Raw genomic sequence first — 14170 nt, forward strand, 5'->3', positions numbered from 1 at the left:
TCTTTATTCGAGACCGGCAGGCATTGATCTGCCGTCCGCTAACTGCCTTGAGGGTCGCCTGACATGGAGCGTCTGACACGCTTTTTTGCCGCCTTGACCCGTTGGGGCCTGGGCCTGTGCGCCTTGCTGCTGGTACTGGCGGCGGTGTACGTGAGCCTGGGTCGTGAGTTGGTCCCACTGGTGGCGGAGTACCGCGCCGAAGTTGAAGCCAAGGCGCAGGCTGCGGTGGAGATGCCCCTGCACATCGGCAGCCTCGAAGGGCGCTGGAGTGGTTTCGCGCCGATATTGCTGGCCCACGACGTGATGGTCGGCGAAGGCAACAGCGCCTTGCGCCTGGATCAGGTTGAAGTGGTGCCGGATATCTGGGCCAGCCTGATGGCGCGCGAAGTGCGTATCGCCCACCTGGAAGTCAGCGGCCTGCAGTTGAGTGTCAAGGAAGACCAGGACGGCCACTGGGCGCTGCAAGGTTTGCCGGTGCAGGATGACCAGCCGTTGGACCCGCAGCAGTTGCTCACGCGCATGCAGATGGTCAAGCGCGTGTCGTTGCTCGACAGCCAGGTGACATTGCAGCCGTTCGAGCAAGCGCCGTTGACCCTGACCTATGTGGGCCTGAGCCTGCATACCGGCAACACCCGCCAACGCCTGGATGCACGCCTCACCCTGCCGGACGGCCAGCCTTTGGCGCTGAGCCTTCGTAGCCGTATTCGCGCAAGCGCATGGAAAGAGGGCGAAGTCGAAGCCTACCTGAGCCTGCCTCAAAGTGACTGGGCCAAATGGATTCCCGCCAGGCTGACCCAGCAATGGAAGCTCACTCAGTTCAAAGCCGGTGGCGAGTTCTGGCTCAATTGGGGCAAAGGCACCGTCCAAAGTGCCGTGGTGCGCCTCAACTCACCGCAAGTAAAGGGCAGTTACGCCGACCGCAAACCTGTGCATATCGAAAACCTCGCCCTGACCGCCTACCTGCAACGCAGTGACAGTGGCCTTAAGGTGTTGTTCGATTCACTGGCGATGAACATCGGCGATACCCGCTGGGAATCACACCTGCAACTGCAACAAAGCGTGGCCACCGACAAAGACCAGGAAACCTGGAAGCTTCAGGCTGACCGCCTTGACCTGACCCCTGTTACCCCGCTGTTGAATGCCTTGGCGCCATTGCCGGAAGGTTTTGCCAAAACCATCGAACACCTCAAGGCCACGGGCGTGTTGCGCAATGTGTTGGTGGATTTCCGTCCGCAGGACGCCACCGATAAAAAACTCAGCTTCGCCGCCAACCTTGAACGCATCGGTTTTGACGCGTACTTCGGTGCGCCAGCCGCACGGAACGTATCCGGGAGTATCAGTGGCGATTTGGGCCAAGGTGAGTTGCGTATGGACAGCAAGGATTTTTCCCTGCACCTGTACCCGATCTTCGCCAAGCCCTGGCAGTACATCCAGGCCAACGCGCGCCTGACATGGAAGCTGGATAAAGAAGGCTTCACCCTGATTGCCCCTTACATCAAGGTGCTGGGCGAGGAGGGCAAAGTGGCTGCCGACTTCCTGATTCGCCTGCACTTCGACCATGCCCAGGAAGACTACATGGACCTGCGGGTCGGTATGGTCGATGGCGATGGTCGTTTCACGCCCAAGTATTTGCCGGCCGTGTTGAGCCCGTCCCTGGATGAATGGCTGCGCACCGCAATTCTTAAAGGCGCCGTGGACCAAGGGTTCTTCCAGTACCAAGGTTCGCTCAACCATGACGCGCTGCCCGCTGCGCGCAACATCAGCTTGTTCTTCAAGGTGCATGACGCCGAACTGGCCTTCCAGCCGGGTTGGCCGCATGTGAGCAAGGTCAATGGCGAAGTGTTTGTCGAGGAGAGCGGCGTGCGCATCCTGGCCAGCAAGGGCCAATTGCTCGATACCAAGGTCAAGGACGTCTACGTCAATATTCCCCACGCACCGGCCGGTAAAGACAGCCACCTGCTGATCACCGGTGGGTTTGCGGGCGGCCTGGGTGATGGTTTGAAGATCCTTCAGGACGCGCCGATAGGCACGGGTTCAACCTTTGCCGGCTGGAAGGGCGACGGCGACCTGCAAGGCAATCTGGACCTGGACATTGCGCTGGTCAAAGGCGCCGAGCCGAAGATCGTGGTGGACTTCAAGACCGACAAAGCCCGTCTGCAATTGGCGGAGCCGACCTTGGACCTGACACAGCTCAAGGGCGATTTCCGCTTCGACAGCAGCAAGGGCTTGAGTGGCCAGAACATCTCGGCCCAGGCATTCGATCGACCGATCACCGCGCAAATTGTTGCCGATGGCAAGCCAGGCAACATCAGTACCCGCGTCACCGCCAAGGGCCAGGTCACGGTCAAGCGCCTGACCGATTGGTTAAAAATCAGCCAGCCGTTGCCAGTGTCCGGTGATATTCCGTACCAGCTGCAACTCACACTGGACGGCGCCGACAGCCAACTGATGGTCAGTTCCACTATGAAAGGCGTGGCGGTAGACCTTCCGGCGCCCTTCGGCATGCCTGCCAGCCAAGGCCGTGACAGTGTGTTCCGCATGACGTTGCAAGGTGCCGAGCGTCGTTACTGGTTCGACTACGGCGAATTGGCGAGCTTTACCTTTGCCTCGCCGCCGGACAAATTCAATGACGGGCGCGGGGAGTTGTTCCTTGGCGCCGGCAATGCTGTGTTGCCCGCAGCCAAAGGCTTGCGTATTCGCGGTGTGCTGTCGGAACTGGATATTGACCCATGGAAAAAACTCGCCAACCGTTACGCCGGTAACGACCCAGGCGGCAGCGCCAAACAGTTGCTCAGTGGTGCCGATTTCAAAGTGGGCAAACTGATCGGTTTTGGCACCCAGCTTGATCAGGCCAACCTTCAGCTGGACCGCAAGCCTGCCGCCTGGGGTTTGCAGCTCGACAGCCAGCAGGCCAAGGGCACGGTCAACCTGCCGGACGCCAAGGGCGCGCCGATTGCGATCAACCTGCAATACGTGAAGCTGCCGGCGGTGGACCCGACCGCGCAGGCCGACGAAAACGCACCGGACCCGTTGGCGGATATCGACCCCAAGGACATCCCCGCGCTGGATATCGCCATCAACCAGCTGTTCCAGGGCCCCGACCTGGTGGGCGCCTGGTCGCTGAAGATCCGCCCGACTGCCAAAGGCCTGGCCTTCAACAACCTCAACCTCGGCCTCAAGGGCATGCAGCTTAATGGTGCCGGCGGTTGGGAAGGCGCGCCCGGCGCCAGCAGCAGCTGGTACAAGGGCCGCCTGGACGGCAAGAACATTGCCGACGTGCTCAAGGGCTGGGGTTTTGCGCCGACCGTGACCAGCGAAGACTTCCACCTGGATGTGGATGGCCGTTGGCCGGGTTCGCCGGCCTGGGTTGGCCCCAAGCGTTTCTCCGGTAGCCTGGATGCGTCATTCCGTAAAGGCCAGTTTGTCGAAGTGGAAGGTGGCGCCCAGGCCTTGCGGGTGTTTGGTTTGCTCAACTTCAATTCGATCGGTCGCCGTTTGCGCCTGGACTTCTCGGACCTGCTCGGCAAGGGCTTGAGTTATGACCGGGTCAAAGGCTTGCTGGCCGCCAGTGATGGGGTGTTCGTCACCCGTGAACCCATCACCATGACCGGCCCGTCCACCAACCTCGAGCTCAATGGCACCCTGGACCTGGTGGCTGACCGTGTCGACGCCAAGCTGCTGGTCACGTTGCCGGTGACCAACAACCTGCCGATTGCCGCGCTGATTGTCGGCGCGCCCGCCATTGGCGGCGCGTTGTTCCTGATCGACAAGCTGATCGGTGACCGTGTTTCGCGCTTCGCCAGCGTGCAATACAAGGTTCAAGGCCCGTGGAAGGATCCAAAAATCACCTTCGACAAGCCATTTGAAAAGCCAAACTGAGAGCCTGTGGAGTAGCATGGCCGCATGCCTATTATGGAGTGTCGGCCCATGCCCTTTGCGGTAATTCAAATGGTCAGCCAGAGCGATGTGCTGGCCAACCTGGCCCAGGCCCGGCGCTTGCTGGAGCAGGCGGCAGCAGGCGGTGCGAAGCTTGCGGTACTGCCGGAGAACTTCGCTGCCATGGGTCGCCGCGACGTGGCCGATATCGGTCGCGCCGAAGCCTTGGGCGAAGGCCCGATCCTGCCCTGGTTGAAACAGACCGCCCGCGACCTCACCTTATGGATAGTGGCCGGCACTTTGCCGTTGCCGCCCAAGGATCAACCGCACGCCAAGTCCAACGCTTGCTCGCTATTGATCGATGATCAGGGCGAAATCGTTGCCCGTTACGACAAACTGCACCTGTTTGATGTCGATGTTGCAGATGCCAGGGGCCGTTATCGTGAATCCGACGACTATGCTTTCGGCAGTAATGTGGTGGTGGCGGACACGCCGGTGGGGCGCTTGGGCCTGACGGTGTGCTACGACTTGCGGTTTCCCGAGCTGTACAGCGAGCTGCGTGCGGCGGGGGCGGAGTTGATTACTGCGCCTTCGGCCTTTACGGCGGTGACCGGCGCGGCACATTGGGATGTACTGATTCGGGCGCGAGCCATCGAAACCCAGTGCTATTTATTGGCCGCCGCTCAAGGCGGTGCGCACCCGGGGCCACGGGAAACCTTTGGCCACGCAGCCATTGTCGACCCTTGGGGGCGTGTGCTGACACAACAGGATCAAGGCGAAGCGGTGTTGTTGGCCGAACGCGATAGCAGTGAACAAGCGTCGATACGGGCGCGCATGCCGGTGGTCAATCATCGGCGCTTTTTCTCGCAGGGCGCGCAGCGGCCTGCTTCAGAACGATGAATTTAAGGCCAAACCTATGAGCGAGTTGTTGTCCTCAGTCAGTGAACACCTCCTGGCACCCGGTGGCGTGACCATCGACAGTTTGCAAACCGTGCTCGGTGATCTGGCCGGGCCGGGCATCGACGCGGCCGACCTGTATTTCCAGGGCCAGATTTCCGAGTCGTGGGCCCTCGAAGACGGCATCGTCAAGGAAGGCAGTTTCAACCTTGACCAAGGCGTAGGCGTGCGCGCGCAATCCGGTGAAAAGACTGGTTTTGCCTACAGCAACGCCATCACCCTTGAAGCCCTCGGCCTGGCGGCGCGCGCGGCACGCTCGATTTCCCGCGCCGGCCAGAACGGCACTGTGCAGGCTTTCAGCACTCAGGACGTGGCCCAGCTGTACGCGCCGGATAACCCGCTGGAGGTGATCAGCCGCGCGGAAAAGGTCGATTTGCTCAAGCGTATCGATGCGGCCACTCGTGCGCTCGACCCGCGTATTCAGCAAGTAACGGTGAGCATGGCTGGCGTGTGGGAGCGCATTCTGGTGGCGTCCACGGACGGCGGGCTGGCGGCGGACGTGCGGCCGCTGGTGCGTTTCAACGTGAGTGTCATTGTTGAGCAGAACGGCCGCCGCGAGCGCGGTGGTCACGGCGGTGGCGGGCGTACCGACTACCGTTATTTCCTCGCTGAAGACCGCGCCATGGGTTACGCCCGTGAAGCGCTGCGTCAGGCGCTGGTCAACCTGGAAGCCATTCCGGCGCCGGCCGGTACCTTGCCGGTGGTGTTGGGCTCGGGCTGGTCTGGCGTGCTGTTGCACGAAGCCGTGGGCCACGGCCTGGAAGGCGACTTCAACCGCAAAGGCAGTTCGGCCTACAGCGGGCGCATGGGCGAAATGGTTGCATCCAAACTCTGCACCATTGTCGATGACGGCACCCTGGCTGGCCGGCGTGGCTCGTTGAGTGTCGACGACGAAGGCACGCCGACCGAATGCACCACGCTGATTGAAAACGGCGTGCTCAAGGGCTATATGCAGGACAAGCTCAACGCCCGCCTCATGGGTGTGGCGCGTACCGGTAACGGCCGTCGCGAGTCTTACGCGCACCTGCCGATGCCGCGCATGACCAACACCTACATGCTCGGTGGCGAAAGCGACCCCGCGGAAATCATCGCCTCGGTAAAACGCGGGATCTACTGCGCCAACCTCGGCGGCGGCCAGGTCGATATCACCAGCGGCAAGTTTGTGTTCTCCACCAGCGAAGCGTACCTGATCGAAGACGGCAAGATTACCGCGCCGGTCAAAGGGGCGACGTTGATTGGCAATGGGCCGGAAGCCATGAGCAAGGTGTCGATGGTCGGTAATGACCTGTCGCTGGACAGCGGCGTGGGCACCTGCGGTAAGGATGGGCAGTCGGTGCCAGTCGGCGTCGGTCAGCCAACCTTGAAAATCGATGCGATCACCGTGGGTGGCACGGGGTCGTAATGGCCGGAGCTTCGGGTGGCGAAGACCGCCACCCGGGGAAGAGGGTCAACGCAGGCCGCGTTGAGTCTCGTCCAGCTCACGGATGTATTTGAAGATTTTACGGCTGGTGGCCGGCGCCTTGTTATGCGCCTGCTCGTGCTGGGCCTGACGGATCAGGGAGCGCAGTTGCTGGCGGTCCGCGTCCGGGTAGTCCAGCACGAATTTCTCCAGCACCGCGTCATCGCCCGAGATCAGGCGGTCACGCCAGCGCTCCAGGTTATGGAAGCGTTCGTTGTACTGGCGAGTGGAGGCATCGGTTTGATCGAGCAAGGCCAGAATGGCATCAGTGTCCTGATCGCGCATCAGCTTGCCGATAAACATGATGTGCCGTTTACGCGCGATATTCGCGGTGTGCTTGGGAGCATCCGCAAGCGCCCGGCGCATTTCGTCGGTCAGTGGCAATTTGGCAATCAAGTCTTTCTTGAGCGTTGTAAGGCGCTCGCCGAGGTCAACCAGCGCATGCAGCTCGCGTTTGACCTGGGTTTTGCTTTTCTCCCCATCGAGGGAGTCGTCGTAAGAATCAACCATGGTGGCAGTCCGCAAAGAAACGCCGCCATGATAACCAGTCGGGGGCCGCTTGTCCGGCCCGGTCGCTCGATGGCCTTAACCGAAAGCAGAATTTGAGTGGAGAAAACCATGAGTGCAGCCCAAAGCGTCGGTCCGCAAGCGTTACCGGCACTGCAGGAACAAGTCGAGCAGATCCTTGCCGAGGCCAAGCGCCAGGGGGCCAGCGCCTGTGAAGTAGCCGTGTCGCTGGAGCAGGGGCTGTCGACGTCGGTGCGCCAGCGTGAAGTAGAAACTGTTGAATTCAATCGCGACCAGGGTTTTGGTATCACGTTGTATGCCGGGCAGCGCAAAGGCTCGGCCAGTACTTCCGCCAGTGGGCCGGAAGCAATTCGTGAAACCGTGGCGGCGGCGCTGGCGATTGCCAAGCACACCTCCGAGGATGAAAGCTCGGGCCTGGCCGACAAAGCGCTGATGGCCAAGGACTTGAAGGATTTCGATCTGTTTCACGCCTGGGACATCACGCCCGAGCAAGCGATCGAAAAGGCACTGATCTGCGAAGCAGCGGCGTTTGATGCCGATGCCCGCATCAAGAACGCTGATGGCACCACGTTGAGCACTCATCAAGGCTGCCGTGTCTACGGTAACAGCCATGGTTTTATCGGTGGTTATGCCTCCACTCGCCATAGCTTGAGCTGCGTGATGATCGCCGAAGCCAATGGCCAGATGCAGCGCGATTACTGGTACGACGTGAGCCGCCAGGGCGAATTGCTCGCCGATCCAGTCAGCATCGGTCAGCGCGCGGCGCAACGTGCAGCGAGCCGCCTGGGTGCACGCCCGGTACCAACGTGCGAGGTGCCGGTGCTGTTTTCGGCCGAGCTGGCTGGCGGTTTGTTCGGCAGTTTCCTGGGCGCGATTTCCGGCGGCAACCTGTACCGAAAATCTTCGTTCCTTGAAGGCGCGATTGGCCAGAAACTGTTTCCTGAATGGCTGACGATTGATGAGCGCCCGCACCTGATGCGTGCCATGGGCAGTTCCTCATTCGATGGTGATGGCCTGGCCACCTATGCCAAACCGTTTGTCGAAAAGGGCGAGTTGGTGTCCTACGTGCTGGGCACTTACGCCGGTCGCAAGCTGGGCCTGCCAAGCACGGCGAACGCCGGTGGCGTGCACAACCTGTTCGTCACCCATGGCGATGAAGACCAGGCAGCGCTGTTGCGTCGTATGGGCCGAGGCCTGCTGGTCACCGAGCTGATGGGCAGTGGCCTGAACATGGTGACCGGTGATTATTCACGCGGTGCGGCGGGGTTCTGGGGAGAAAAAGGCGAGATTCAATTCGCCGTCCAGGAAGTGACTATTGCCGGCAACATGCGCGATATGTTCAAGCAGATCGTCGCAGTGGGTAATGACCTGGAGCTGCGCAGCAACATTCGCACCGGTTCGGTGCTGATTGAGCGGATGACCGTCGCCGGCAGTTAACGGCGCGACGCTTCATCAAAAAGGCACGCCATCCTCAAGATGGCGTGCCTTTTTTAATGGCTGCAATTTGCTGCTCTTGTTTTGATTCTCAATATCATTTAATAATAAATATCATTACCGAATGAGCGTGGATCATGAGTTCTGTCCTGCATGAGGATCCGTACCTGGAAAGTTGGCGTTGGATGAGTCGTCAGATTCGCTGCGGCCTTGATCCCAATGAACCGCGACTGATCGAACATTACCTCAACGAAGGGCGATACCTGGCGTGCTGCACCGCGACCCATCCGTGGACGATCGCCGAAACGTCATTCCGCCTTTTGATCGACACCGCGGGCGACATCGCCTTGCCCTGGCACTGGCGATCCATGTGCCTGGACCAGGCCTGGCGCCCACTTCGCGACCTGGAAAAACTTTCCCACTGTGCCTGCCGCCTCAAGCGCTGGCAGACCTTTGCCTGGCAATTGGCGACCTGCGAATTGCTGCCTTCCCTTTCTGTTTCTGACCTGGTGCAAGGATCAAACGATGAGTAACACCCGTATCGAACGCGACAGCATGGGCGAGCTGCAAGTGCCTGCCGAGGCTTTGTATGGCGCGCAGACCCAGCGCGCGGTGAACAATTTTCCGATCAGTCATCAACGCATGCCGGCGCAATTCATTCGCGCCCTGATCCTGGCCAAGGCCGCCGCCGCCAAGGTCAATGTCGACCTCAAGCAAATCAGCGAAGGGCAGGGCAAGGCCATCGTTGACGCGGCCCAGGGCCTGCTCGAAGGCAACTTCATGCCGCACTTCCCGGTGGATATTTTCCAGACAGGCTCCGGCACCAGCTCGAACATGAATGCCAACGAAGTGATTGCGACCTTGGCCAGCCGTTTGCTGGGTGAAGCGGTTAACCCCAATGATCATGTGAACTGTGGCCAAAGCAGCAACGACATTATCCCAACCACCATCCACGTCAGCGCAGCCTTGGTGCTGCATGAGCAAACGCTGCCGGCCTTGCTGCACTTGGTGCAAGTCATCGAGCAAAAGGGCGAAGAGGTCCACCCGTTCATCAAGACCGGCCGAACGCACCTGATGGACGCCATGCCGGTGCGCATGAGCCAGGTGCTTAATGGTTGGGCGCAACAGCTCAAGGCCAATATCGGCCATTTGCAGGATTTGCTGCCGAGCTTGCAGGCGCTGGCACAGGGTGGCACGGCGGTTGGTACCGGGATCAATGCGCACCCCGAATTTGCTGCGCGTTTCAGTCAGCAACTGAGCATCCTTAGCGGGGTGAAATTCACCCCCGGCAAGAACCTGTTCGCGCTGATCGGCTCCCAGGACACCGCCGTTGCCGTTTCCGGCCAGTTGAAAGCCACTGCGGTATCGCTGATGAAAATCGCCAACGACCTGCGCTGGATGAACTCCGGCCCGCTCGCAGGCTTGGGTGAAATCGAATTGGAAGGCTTGCAGCCAGGCTCCTCGATCATGCCGGGCAAGGTCAATCCAGTGATTCCGGAGGCCACCGCCATGGTTGCCGCCCAGGTCATCGGCAATGACACGGTGATCACTGTGGCGGGTCAGTCCGGCAACTTCGAGCTGAACGTGATGCTGCCGATCATCGCCCAGAACCTGCTTAGCAGCCTCGAATTGCTGGCCAATGCCAGCCTCCTGCTGGCCGACAAAGCCATCGCCAGCTTCAAGGTCAACGAAGCCAAGCTTAAGGAAGCGCTGTCGCGCAACCCGATCCTGGTCACCGCACTCAACCCGATCATTGGTTACCAAAAGGCCGCTGAAATCGCCAAGAAGGCCTATCAGCAAGGCCGCCCGGTGATCGATGTCGCTCTTGAGCACACCGACTTGTCACGTAGCCAACTGGAGATCCTGCTGGACCCGGAAAAGCTCACGGCCGGCGGCGTGTAATCACCGACCCTGCTTTGGAGGCGCACCATGGAGCACTGGAAACGCACGATCGAACGGGCCAATCGCTGTTTTATGGCGGGCGAGCTGGTCGACGCTCGTGAGGCCTATTTGCAAGCCCTGGCCCTGGCGCAAGTGTTGTTCGAGCGTTGGGCGGATGCCGACGAAGCAGTGGCGGCTTGCGTCATTTCCCACCACAACCTGGCGGACCTGCACCTGCGCCTGAACCAGCCGGAGGAAAGCGCGGAATACCTGTGCGCCATTCACCAACGGCTGTTGCAGACCATGCAGGACCCGCGTCTGAACCCGCAATTGCGCGAGGCGGCGTTGCGCCAGAGCAGCAAGACCTACGTCGAACTGTTGAATTTCATCAGCGATCACGGCGAATACCCGCGTACCCATCGCCTGCTGGGCGGTACTGCGGCGCAACCGATCACTCCACACTACGGAGCACATTGATATGACCTACACCTTGCCTGCCCTGCCTTACGCCTACGACGCCCTGGAGCCGCATATTGATGCGCAAACCATGGAAATTCACTACACCAAGCATCACCAAACCTACATCAACAACCTCAATGCAGCGGTCGAAGGCACGGAGTTTGCGGGTTGGCCGGTAGAGAAGTTGGTGTCCAGCGTGCAGCAACTGCCGGAAAAACTGCGTGCTGCCGTGATCAACCAAGGGGGTGGTCACGCCAACCACTCGTTGTTCTGGGCGGTGATGTCGCCAAAGGGCGGCGGTAAACCTGACGGCGCGCTGGGCAAAGCCATCGACGAGCATTTGGGCGGCTTCGACAGTTTCAAAGAGGCCTTCACCAAGGCCGCCTTGACCCGCTTCGGCAGCGGCTGGGCATGGCTGAGTGTCACCCCGCAAAAGACGCTGGTGGTGGAAAGCAGTGGCAATCAGGACAGCCCGTTGATGAGCGGCAACACGCCAATCCTGGGCCTGGACGTGTGGGAGCACGCCTATTACCTGCTGTATCAGAACCGTCGCCCGGAATACATCAACGCCTTTTATAGCGTGATCAACTGGCCGGAAGTCGCCGCACGCTACCAGGCCGCCCTGGCCTGATATTTAACCTATAACAAGATCTAAGGCCGACTATGGGCACTGAAACACTGGCGATCAGCAGCGGGCGAATGTTTCGTTATGCGTTTGGCTCGCTGTTGCTGTTGGCAGGGACTGCATTGTTGGTGGCCCATGGGCTGGCCTGGCTAAACCTTGAGCCGCGTATCCTGCGCGCCTTGCAGGGCGGCGCTATCTGCGCGCTCGGCACGGCACTGGGCGCGGTGCCCGTGCTGGTCATACGCCGCATGCCGGTAGCGCTGAGCGATACCTTGCTGGGCTTTGGTGCCGGGGTAATGTTGGCGGCGACGGCTTTCTCGCTGATCGTACCGGGCATTGCGGCTGCCGAAGGCCTGGGGCTCTCGCCTTGGGGTGCCAGTGGTTTGATCAGCTTCGGCATCATGCTGGGGGCGTGCGGGCTGTATCTGGTAGACCGCAAGGTTTCCGGTGCGAGCCCGGAAATGCTGGTGGGTACGTCGGATAAACCCGTGATTGCGCCGCGTATCTGGTTGTTTGTGTTCGCCATCATTGCTCACAACATTCCGGAAGGTATGGCAGTGGGCGTTTCTGCCGGTGGTGGCATGCCGGACGCCGACAGCCTGGCCATGGGCATTGCCTTGCAGGATGTGCCGGAAGGTTTGGTGATTGCACTGGTGTTGGCAGGCGCGGGCATGTCGCGGGTCAAGGCGTTCTTGATCGGCGCCGCGTCAGGCTTGGTCGAGCCGGTGTTTGCCGTGCTGTGTGCGTGGTTGGTGAGCCTGGCTGAGGTTCTGTTGCCATTGGGGCTTGCGCTGGCGGCGGGGGCTATGTTGCTGGTGGTGACTCACGAAGTGATCCCGGAATCGCGCCGCAACGGTCACGAAAAGCTTGCCAGCCTGGGGTTGTGCGTCGGGTTTTGTTTGATGATGGTGATGGATACCGCATTAGGGTGAGGCCATTGCAGCCTCACACCTGTCTCAAAGGGTGGGTTTACTCACCCTCGTCAAAGTAGTTATTGATCAACTTAACCAGGGCGTCCATCGCTTCCTGCTCTTGTTCGCCTTCCGTCTTCAAGTGAATCTTGGTGCCCTTGCCCGCAGCCAGCATCATCATGGCCATGATGCTTTTGCCGTCGACCATCGATTCCGGCGTGCGCCCGGCGCGGATCTGGCAAGGGAACTGCCCGGCAACGCCGACAAATTTGGCCGAGGCGCGGGCGTGCAGGCCCAACTTGTTGATGATTTCAATTTCCAGAGCGGGCATCGCGGGGGTGTTCCTTTCAGCTAAGGTCGCGGTGGCGAACCTGGACGTTCTTGAGGGTTTGTTGCAGCACCTGGCCCAGGCGTTCGGTCAGGTAGACGGAACGGTGGTGGCCGCCGGTGCAGCCGATGGCAATGGTGACATAAGCCCGATTACTTGCAGCAAAGCGCGGTAACCATTTGAGCAGGTAGCTGGAGATATCCTGGAACATCTCCTCGACATCCGGTTGCGCAGCCAGGTACTCGGCTACTGGCTGGTCCAAACCAGACTGGTCACGCAGCTCCGGCTTCCAGTAGGGGTTGGGCAGGCAGCGCACGTCGAACACCAGGTCGGCATCCACCGGCATCCCGCGCTTGAACCCGAACGACTCAACCAGAAAGGCCGTGCCTGGTTCCGGCTGGTTCAGCAGGCGCAGCTTGATGGCATCGCGCAACTGATACAGGTTGAGGTCCGTGGTGTTGATCTTGAGATCCGCGAGGTCAATGATCGGCCCCAGCAGCGTGGTCTCATCCTCTATGGCTTCTGCCAGGGAGCGATGCGGACTGCTGAGGGGGTGACGTCGACGGGTTTCGGAGAAACGCTTGAGCAGCGTTTCCTCGTCGGCATCCAGGTACAGCACATCGCAATGAATATGCTTGGCGCGTACTTCCTCGAGCAGTTGCGGGAAGCGCTCGAGATGGCTGGGCAGGTTGCGGGCGTCAATCGAGACGGCCACCAGTGGCTGCGGCAGTTCAGTGTGGATCAGGGCGCGTTCGGCCAATTCCGGCAGCAGGCCCGCCGGCAGGTTGTCGATGCAGTAGAAACCGTTGTCCTCAAGAACATTGAGGGCGGTGCTTTTACCCGAGCCGGAGCGGCCGCTGACGATGATCAAACGCATGGTTACTGCCCGCTTTGCTCATCGAGTACAACCTGATAAAGCGCCTCGTTGCTGCTGGCACTGCGCAGTCTGTCGCGTACTTCTTTGCGGTCGAGCATGCTGGCTATCTGCCGAAGCAGTTCCAGGTGCGCATCGGTGGCGGCTTGCGGGACCAGCAGAACGAACAGCAGGTCAACCGGGGCGCCGTCGATGGCGTCGAAATCGATGGGGGCTTCGAGGTGGAGCAAGGCGCTGACGGGTGTCTCGCAGCCTTTGAGGCGGCAATGAGGAATGGCGATGCCGTTGCCAAAACCGGTTGAGCCGAGTTTTTCACGGGCGATCAGCGCGTCGAATACATCCTGCATCTCCAGATCCGGCACTTCGCGCGCGATCAGGTTGGCAATTTGTTCGAGGGCTTTCTTTTTGCTGCCGCCCGGCACGTTCACAAGGGAACGGCCGGGGGTCAGGATAGTTTCAAGTCGGATCATGGGTGGGGAGTGTTAGCGGCCTGTGCCTTGAAGAAGGCTCTGCTGCTTTTCCTTATGCTTTTTAAGTTGGCGGTCAAGCTTGTCAGTCAAGGCATCAATTGATGCATACATGTCTTCATGCTCGGCATTGGCGACTACTTCGCCACCGGGTATCTGGAGAGTCGCCTCAATTTTCTGCTGAAGCTTGTCGACCTTCATGATGACTTGCACATTGGTGATTTTGTCGAAATGACCCTCAAGCCGTTTCAGCTTCTGCTCGACGTATTCGCGCAATGGAGGGGTGACTTCTACATGGTGTCCACTGATGTTGACTTGCATACAGCTTCTCCTTCGTTGCCAGTGCATAAAGCGGTGGGTAGGAATACCCA

General features: G+C 60.1%; 14 protein-coding genes. 9 read left to right on the plus strand and 5 right to left on the minus strand.

All coding sequences use genetic code 11. The features are described from left to right. The first annotated feature begins 63 nt into the window (after window positions 1-63). Genes AOA62_RS07975 through tldD form a run of 3 tightly spaced genes read left to right on the plus strand, consistent with a single transcriptional unit; the run spans window position 64 to window position 6235 of the window. Window positions 64-3879, plus strand: a complete 3816-nt coding sequence (locus AOA62_RS07975; RefSeq protein WP_099548382.1) for a YhdP family protein — start codon at window positions 64-66, stop codon at window positions 3877-3879. A 48-nt stretch (window positions 3880-3927) separates the two neighbouring features. After that, complete coding sequence (locus AOA62_RS07980; RefSeq protein ID WP_017138248.1) at window positions 3928-4776, plus strand: carbon-nitrogen hydrolase family protein; 849 nt, start codon at window positions 3928-3930, stop codon at window positions 4774-4776. Between the two features lie 16 nt (window positions 4777-4792). Further along, a complete protein-coding gene (gene tldD, locus AOA62_RS07985) occupies window positions 4793-6235 on the plus strand; it encodes a metalloprotease TldD (RefSeq protein ID WP_017138247.1) in 1443 nt (480 codons plus the stop codon). Window positions 6236-6280: 45 nt separating this feature from the next. Here the strand turns inward: tldD and yjgA are convergent, their stop codons facing one another. Next, a complete protein-coding gene (gene yjgA, locus AOA62_RS07990; RefSeq protein WP_017138246.1) occupies window positions 6281-6802 on the minus strand; it encodes a ribosome biogenesis factor YjgA in 522 nt (173 codons plus the stop codon). A gap of 108 nt (window positions 6803-6910) precedes the next feature. On the opposite strand from yjgA, the gene pmbA reads away from it, so the two are divergent. From pmbA to AOA62_RS08020, 6 genes are all read left to right on the plus strand, one after another. Continuing rightward, a complete protein-coding gene (pmbA, locus tag AOA62_RS07995) occupies window positions 6911-8257 on the plus strand; it encodes a metalloprotease PmbA (RefSeq protein WP_099548384.1) in 1347 nt (448 codons plus the stop codon). Between the two features lie 134 nt (window positions 8258-8391). Then, entirely contained in the window at window positions 8392-8787 is a 396-nt protein-coding gene (locus AOA62_RS08000) for a FagA protein (protein ID WP_099548385.1), read from the plus strand. Further along, window positions 8780-10156 carry a lyase family protein gene (locus AOA62_RS08005; protein ID WP_099548386.1) on the plus strand — a complete coding sequence of 459 codons (1377 nt, stop codon included), beginning with the start codon at window positions 8780-8782 and terminating at the stop codon, window positions 10154-10156. The genes AOA62_RS08000 and AOA62_RS08005 overlap by 8 nt, the downstream gene beginning before the upstream one ends. A gap of 27 nt (window positions 10157-10183) precedes the next feature. After that, window positions 10184-10612 (plus strand): hypothetical protein, encoded by a 429-nt coding sequence (locus AOA62_RS08010; RefSeq protein ID WP_017138243.1) that lies wholly within the window; start codon window positions 10184-10186, stop codon window positions 10610-10612. Window position 10613: 1 nt separating this feature from the next. Further along, window positions 10614-11225, plus strand: a complete 612-nt coding sequence (locus AOA62_RS08015) for a superoxide dismutase (protein WP_017138242.1) — start codon at window positions 10614-10616, stop codon at window positions 11223-11225. Window positions 11226-11257: 32 nt separating this feature from the next. After that, the gene (locus tag AOA62_RS08020; RefSeq protein WP_099548388.1) at window positions 11258-12151 is read left to right on the plus strand and encodes a ZIP family metal transporter; all 894 of its coding nucleotides are present in this window, start codon (window positions 11258-11260) and stop codon (window positions 12149-12151) included. A 37-nt stretch (window positions 12152-12188) separates the two neighbouring features. On the opposite strand, the gene AOA62_RS08025 is transcribed toward AOA62_RS08020, so the two are convergent. Genes AOA62_RS08025 through raiA form a run of 4 tightly spaced genes read right to left on the minus strand, consistent with a single transcriptional unit; the run spans window position 12189 to window position 14120 of the window. After that, on the minus strand, window positions 12189-12461 hold the full coding sequence (locus tag AOA62_RS08025; protein ID WP_017138240.1) for an HPr family phosphocarrier protein: 273 nt from the start codon (window positions 12459-12461) through the stop codon (window positions 12189-12191). 16 nt (window positions 12462-12477) lie between these two features. Beyond that, window positions 12478-13335, minus strand: coding sequence for an RNase adapter RapZ (rapZ, locus tag AOA62_RS08030; RefSeq protein WP_017138239.1), 858 nt, complete (start codon window positions 13333-13335; stop codon window positions 12478-12480). Between the two features lie 2 nt (window positions 13336-13337). Beyond that, a complete protein-coding gene (ptsN, locus tag AOA62_RS08035) occupies window positions 13338-13802 on the minus strand; it encodes a PTS IIA-like nitrogen regulatory protein PtsN (RefSeq protein WP_017138238.1) in 465 nt (154 codons plus the stop codon). Between the two features lie 12 nt (window positions 13803-13814). Beyond that, on the minus strand, window positions 13815-14120 hold the full coding sequence (raiA, locus tag AOA62_RS08040) for a ribosome-associated translation inhibitor RaiA (protein ID WP_017138237.1): 306 nt from the start codon (window positions 14118-14120) through the stop codon (window positions 13815-13817). Window positions 14121-14170: the final 50 nt, after the last annotated feature.

Source organism: Pseudomonas sp. 2995-3 (assembly GCF_002742565.1).
Taxonomy (GTDB): domain Bacteria; phylum Pseudomonadota; class Gammaproteobacteria; order Pseudomonadales; family Pseudomonadaceae; genus Aquipseudomonas; species Aquipseudomonas edaphica.

What these genes read in the sequence shown, in the direction of transcription:
- AOA62_RS07975 (WP_099548382.1), top strand. Translation starts at nt 64, where the DNA reads ATGGAGCGTCTGACACGCTTTTTTGCCGCCTTGACCCGTTGGGGCCTG.
- AOA62_RS07980 (WP_017138248.1), top strand. Translation starts at nt 3,928, where the DNA reads ATGCCCTTTGCGGTAATTCAAATGGTCAGCCAGAGCGATGTGCTGGCC.
- tldD (WP_017138247.1), top strand. Translation starts at nt 4,793, where the DNA reads ATGAGCGAGTTGTTGTCCTCAGTCAGTGAACACCTCCTGGCACCCGGT.
- yjgA (WP_017138246.1), bottom strand. Translation starts at nt 6,802, where the DNA reads ATGGTTGATTCTTACGACGACTCCCTCGATGGGGAGAAAAGCAAAACC.
- pmbA (WP_099548384.1), top strand. Translation starts at nt 6,911, where the DNA reads ATGAGTGCAGCCCAAAGCGTCGGTCCGCAAGCGTTACCGGCACTGCAG.
- AOA62_RS08000 (WP_099548385.1), top strand. Translation starts at nt 8,392, where the DNA reads ATGAGTTCTGTCCTGCATGAGGATCCGTACCTGGAAAGTTGGCGTTGG.
- AOA62_RS08005 (WP_099548386.1), top strand. Translation starts at nt 8,780, where the DNA reads ATGAGTAACACCCGTATCGAACGCGACAGCATGGGCGAGCTGCAAGTG.
- AOA62_RS08010 (WP_017138243.1), top strand. Translation starts at nt 10,184, where the DNA reads ATGGAGCACTGGAAACGCACGATCGAACGGGCCAATCGCTGTTTTATG.
- AOA62_RS08015 (WP_017138242.1), top strand. Translation starts at nt 10,614, where the DNA reads ATGACCTACACCTTGCCTGCCCTGCCTTACGCCTACGACGCCCTGGAG.
- AOA62_RS08020 (WP_099548388.1), top strand. Translation starts at nt 11,258, where the DNA reads ATGGGCACTGAAACACTGGCGATCAGCAGCGGGCGAATGTTTCGTTAT.
- AOA62_RS08025 (WP_017138240.1), bottom strand. Translation starts at nt 12,461, where the DNA reads ATGCCCGCTCTGGAAATTGAAATCATCAACAAGTTGGGCCTGCACGCC.
- rapZ (WP_017138239.1), bottom strand. Translation starts at nt 13,335, where the DNA reads ATGCGTTTGATCATCGTCAGCGGCCGCTCCGGCTCGGGTAAAAGCACC.
- ptsN (WP_017138238.1), bottom strand. Translation starts at nt 13,802, where the DNA reads ATGATCCGACTTGAAACTATCCTGACCCCCGGCCGTTCCCTTGTGAAC.
- raiA (WP_017138237.1), bottom strand. Translation starts at nt 14,120, where the DNA reads ATGCAAGTCAACATCAGTGGACACCATGTAGAAGTCACCCCTCCATTG.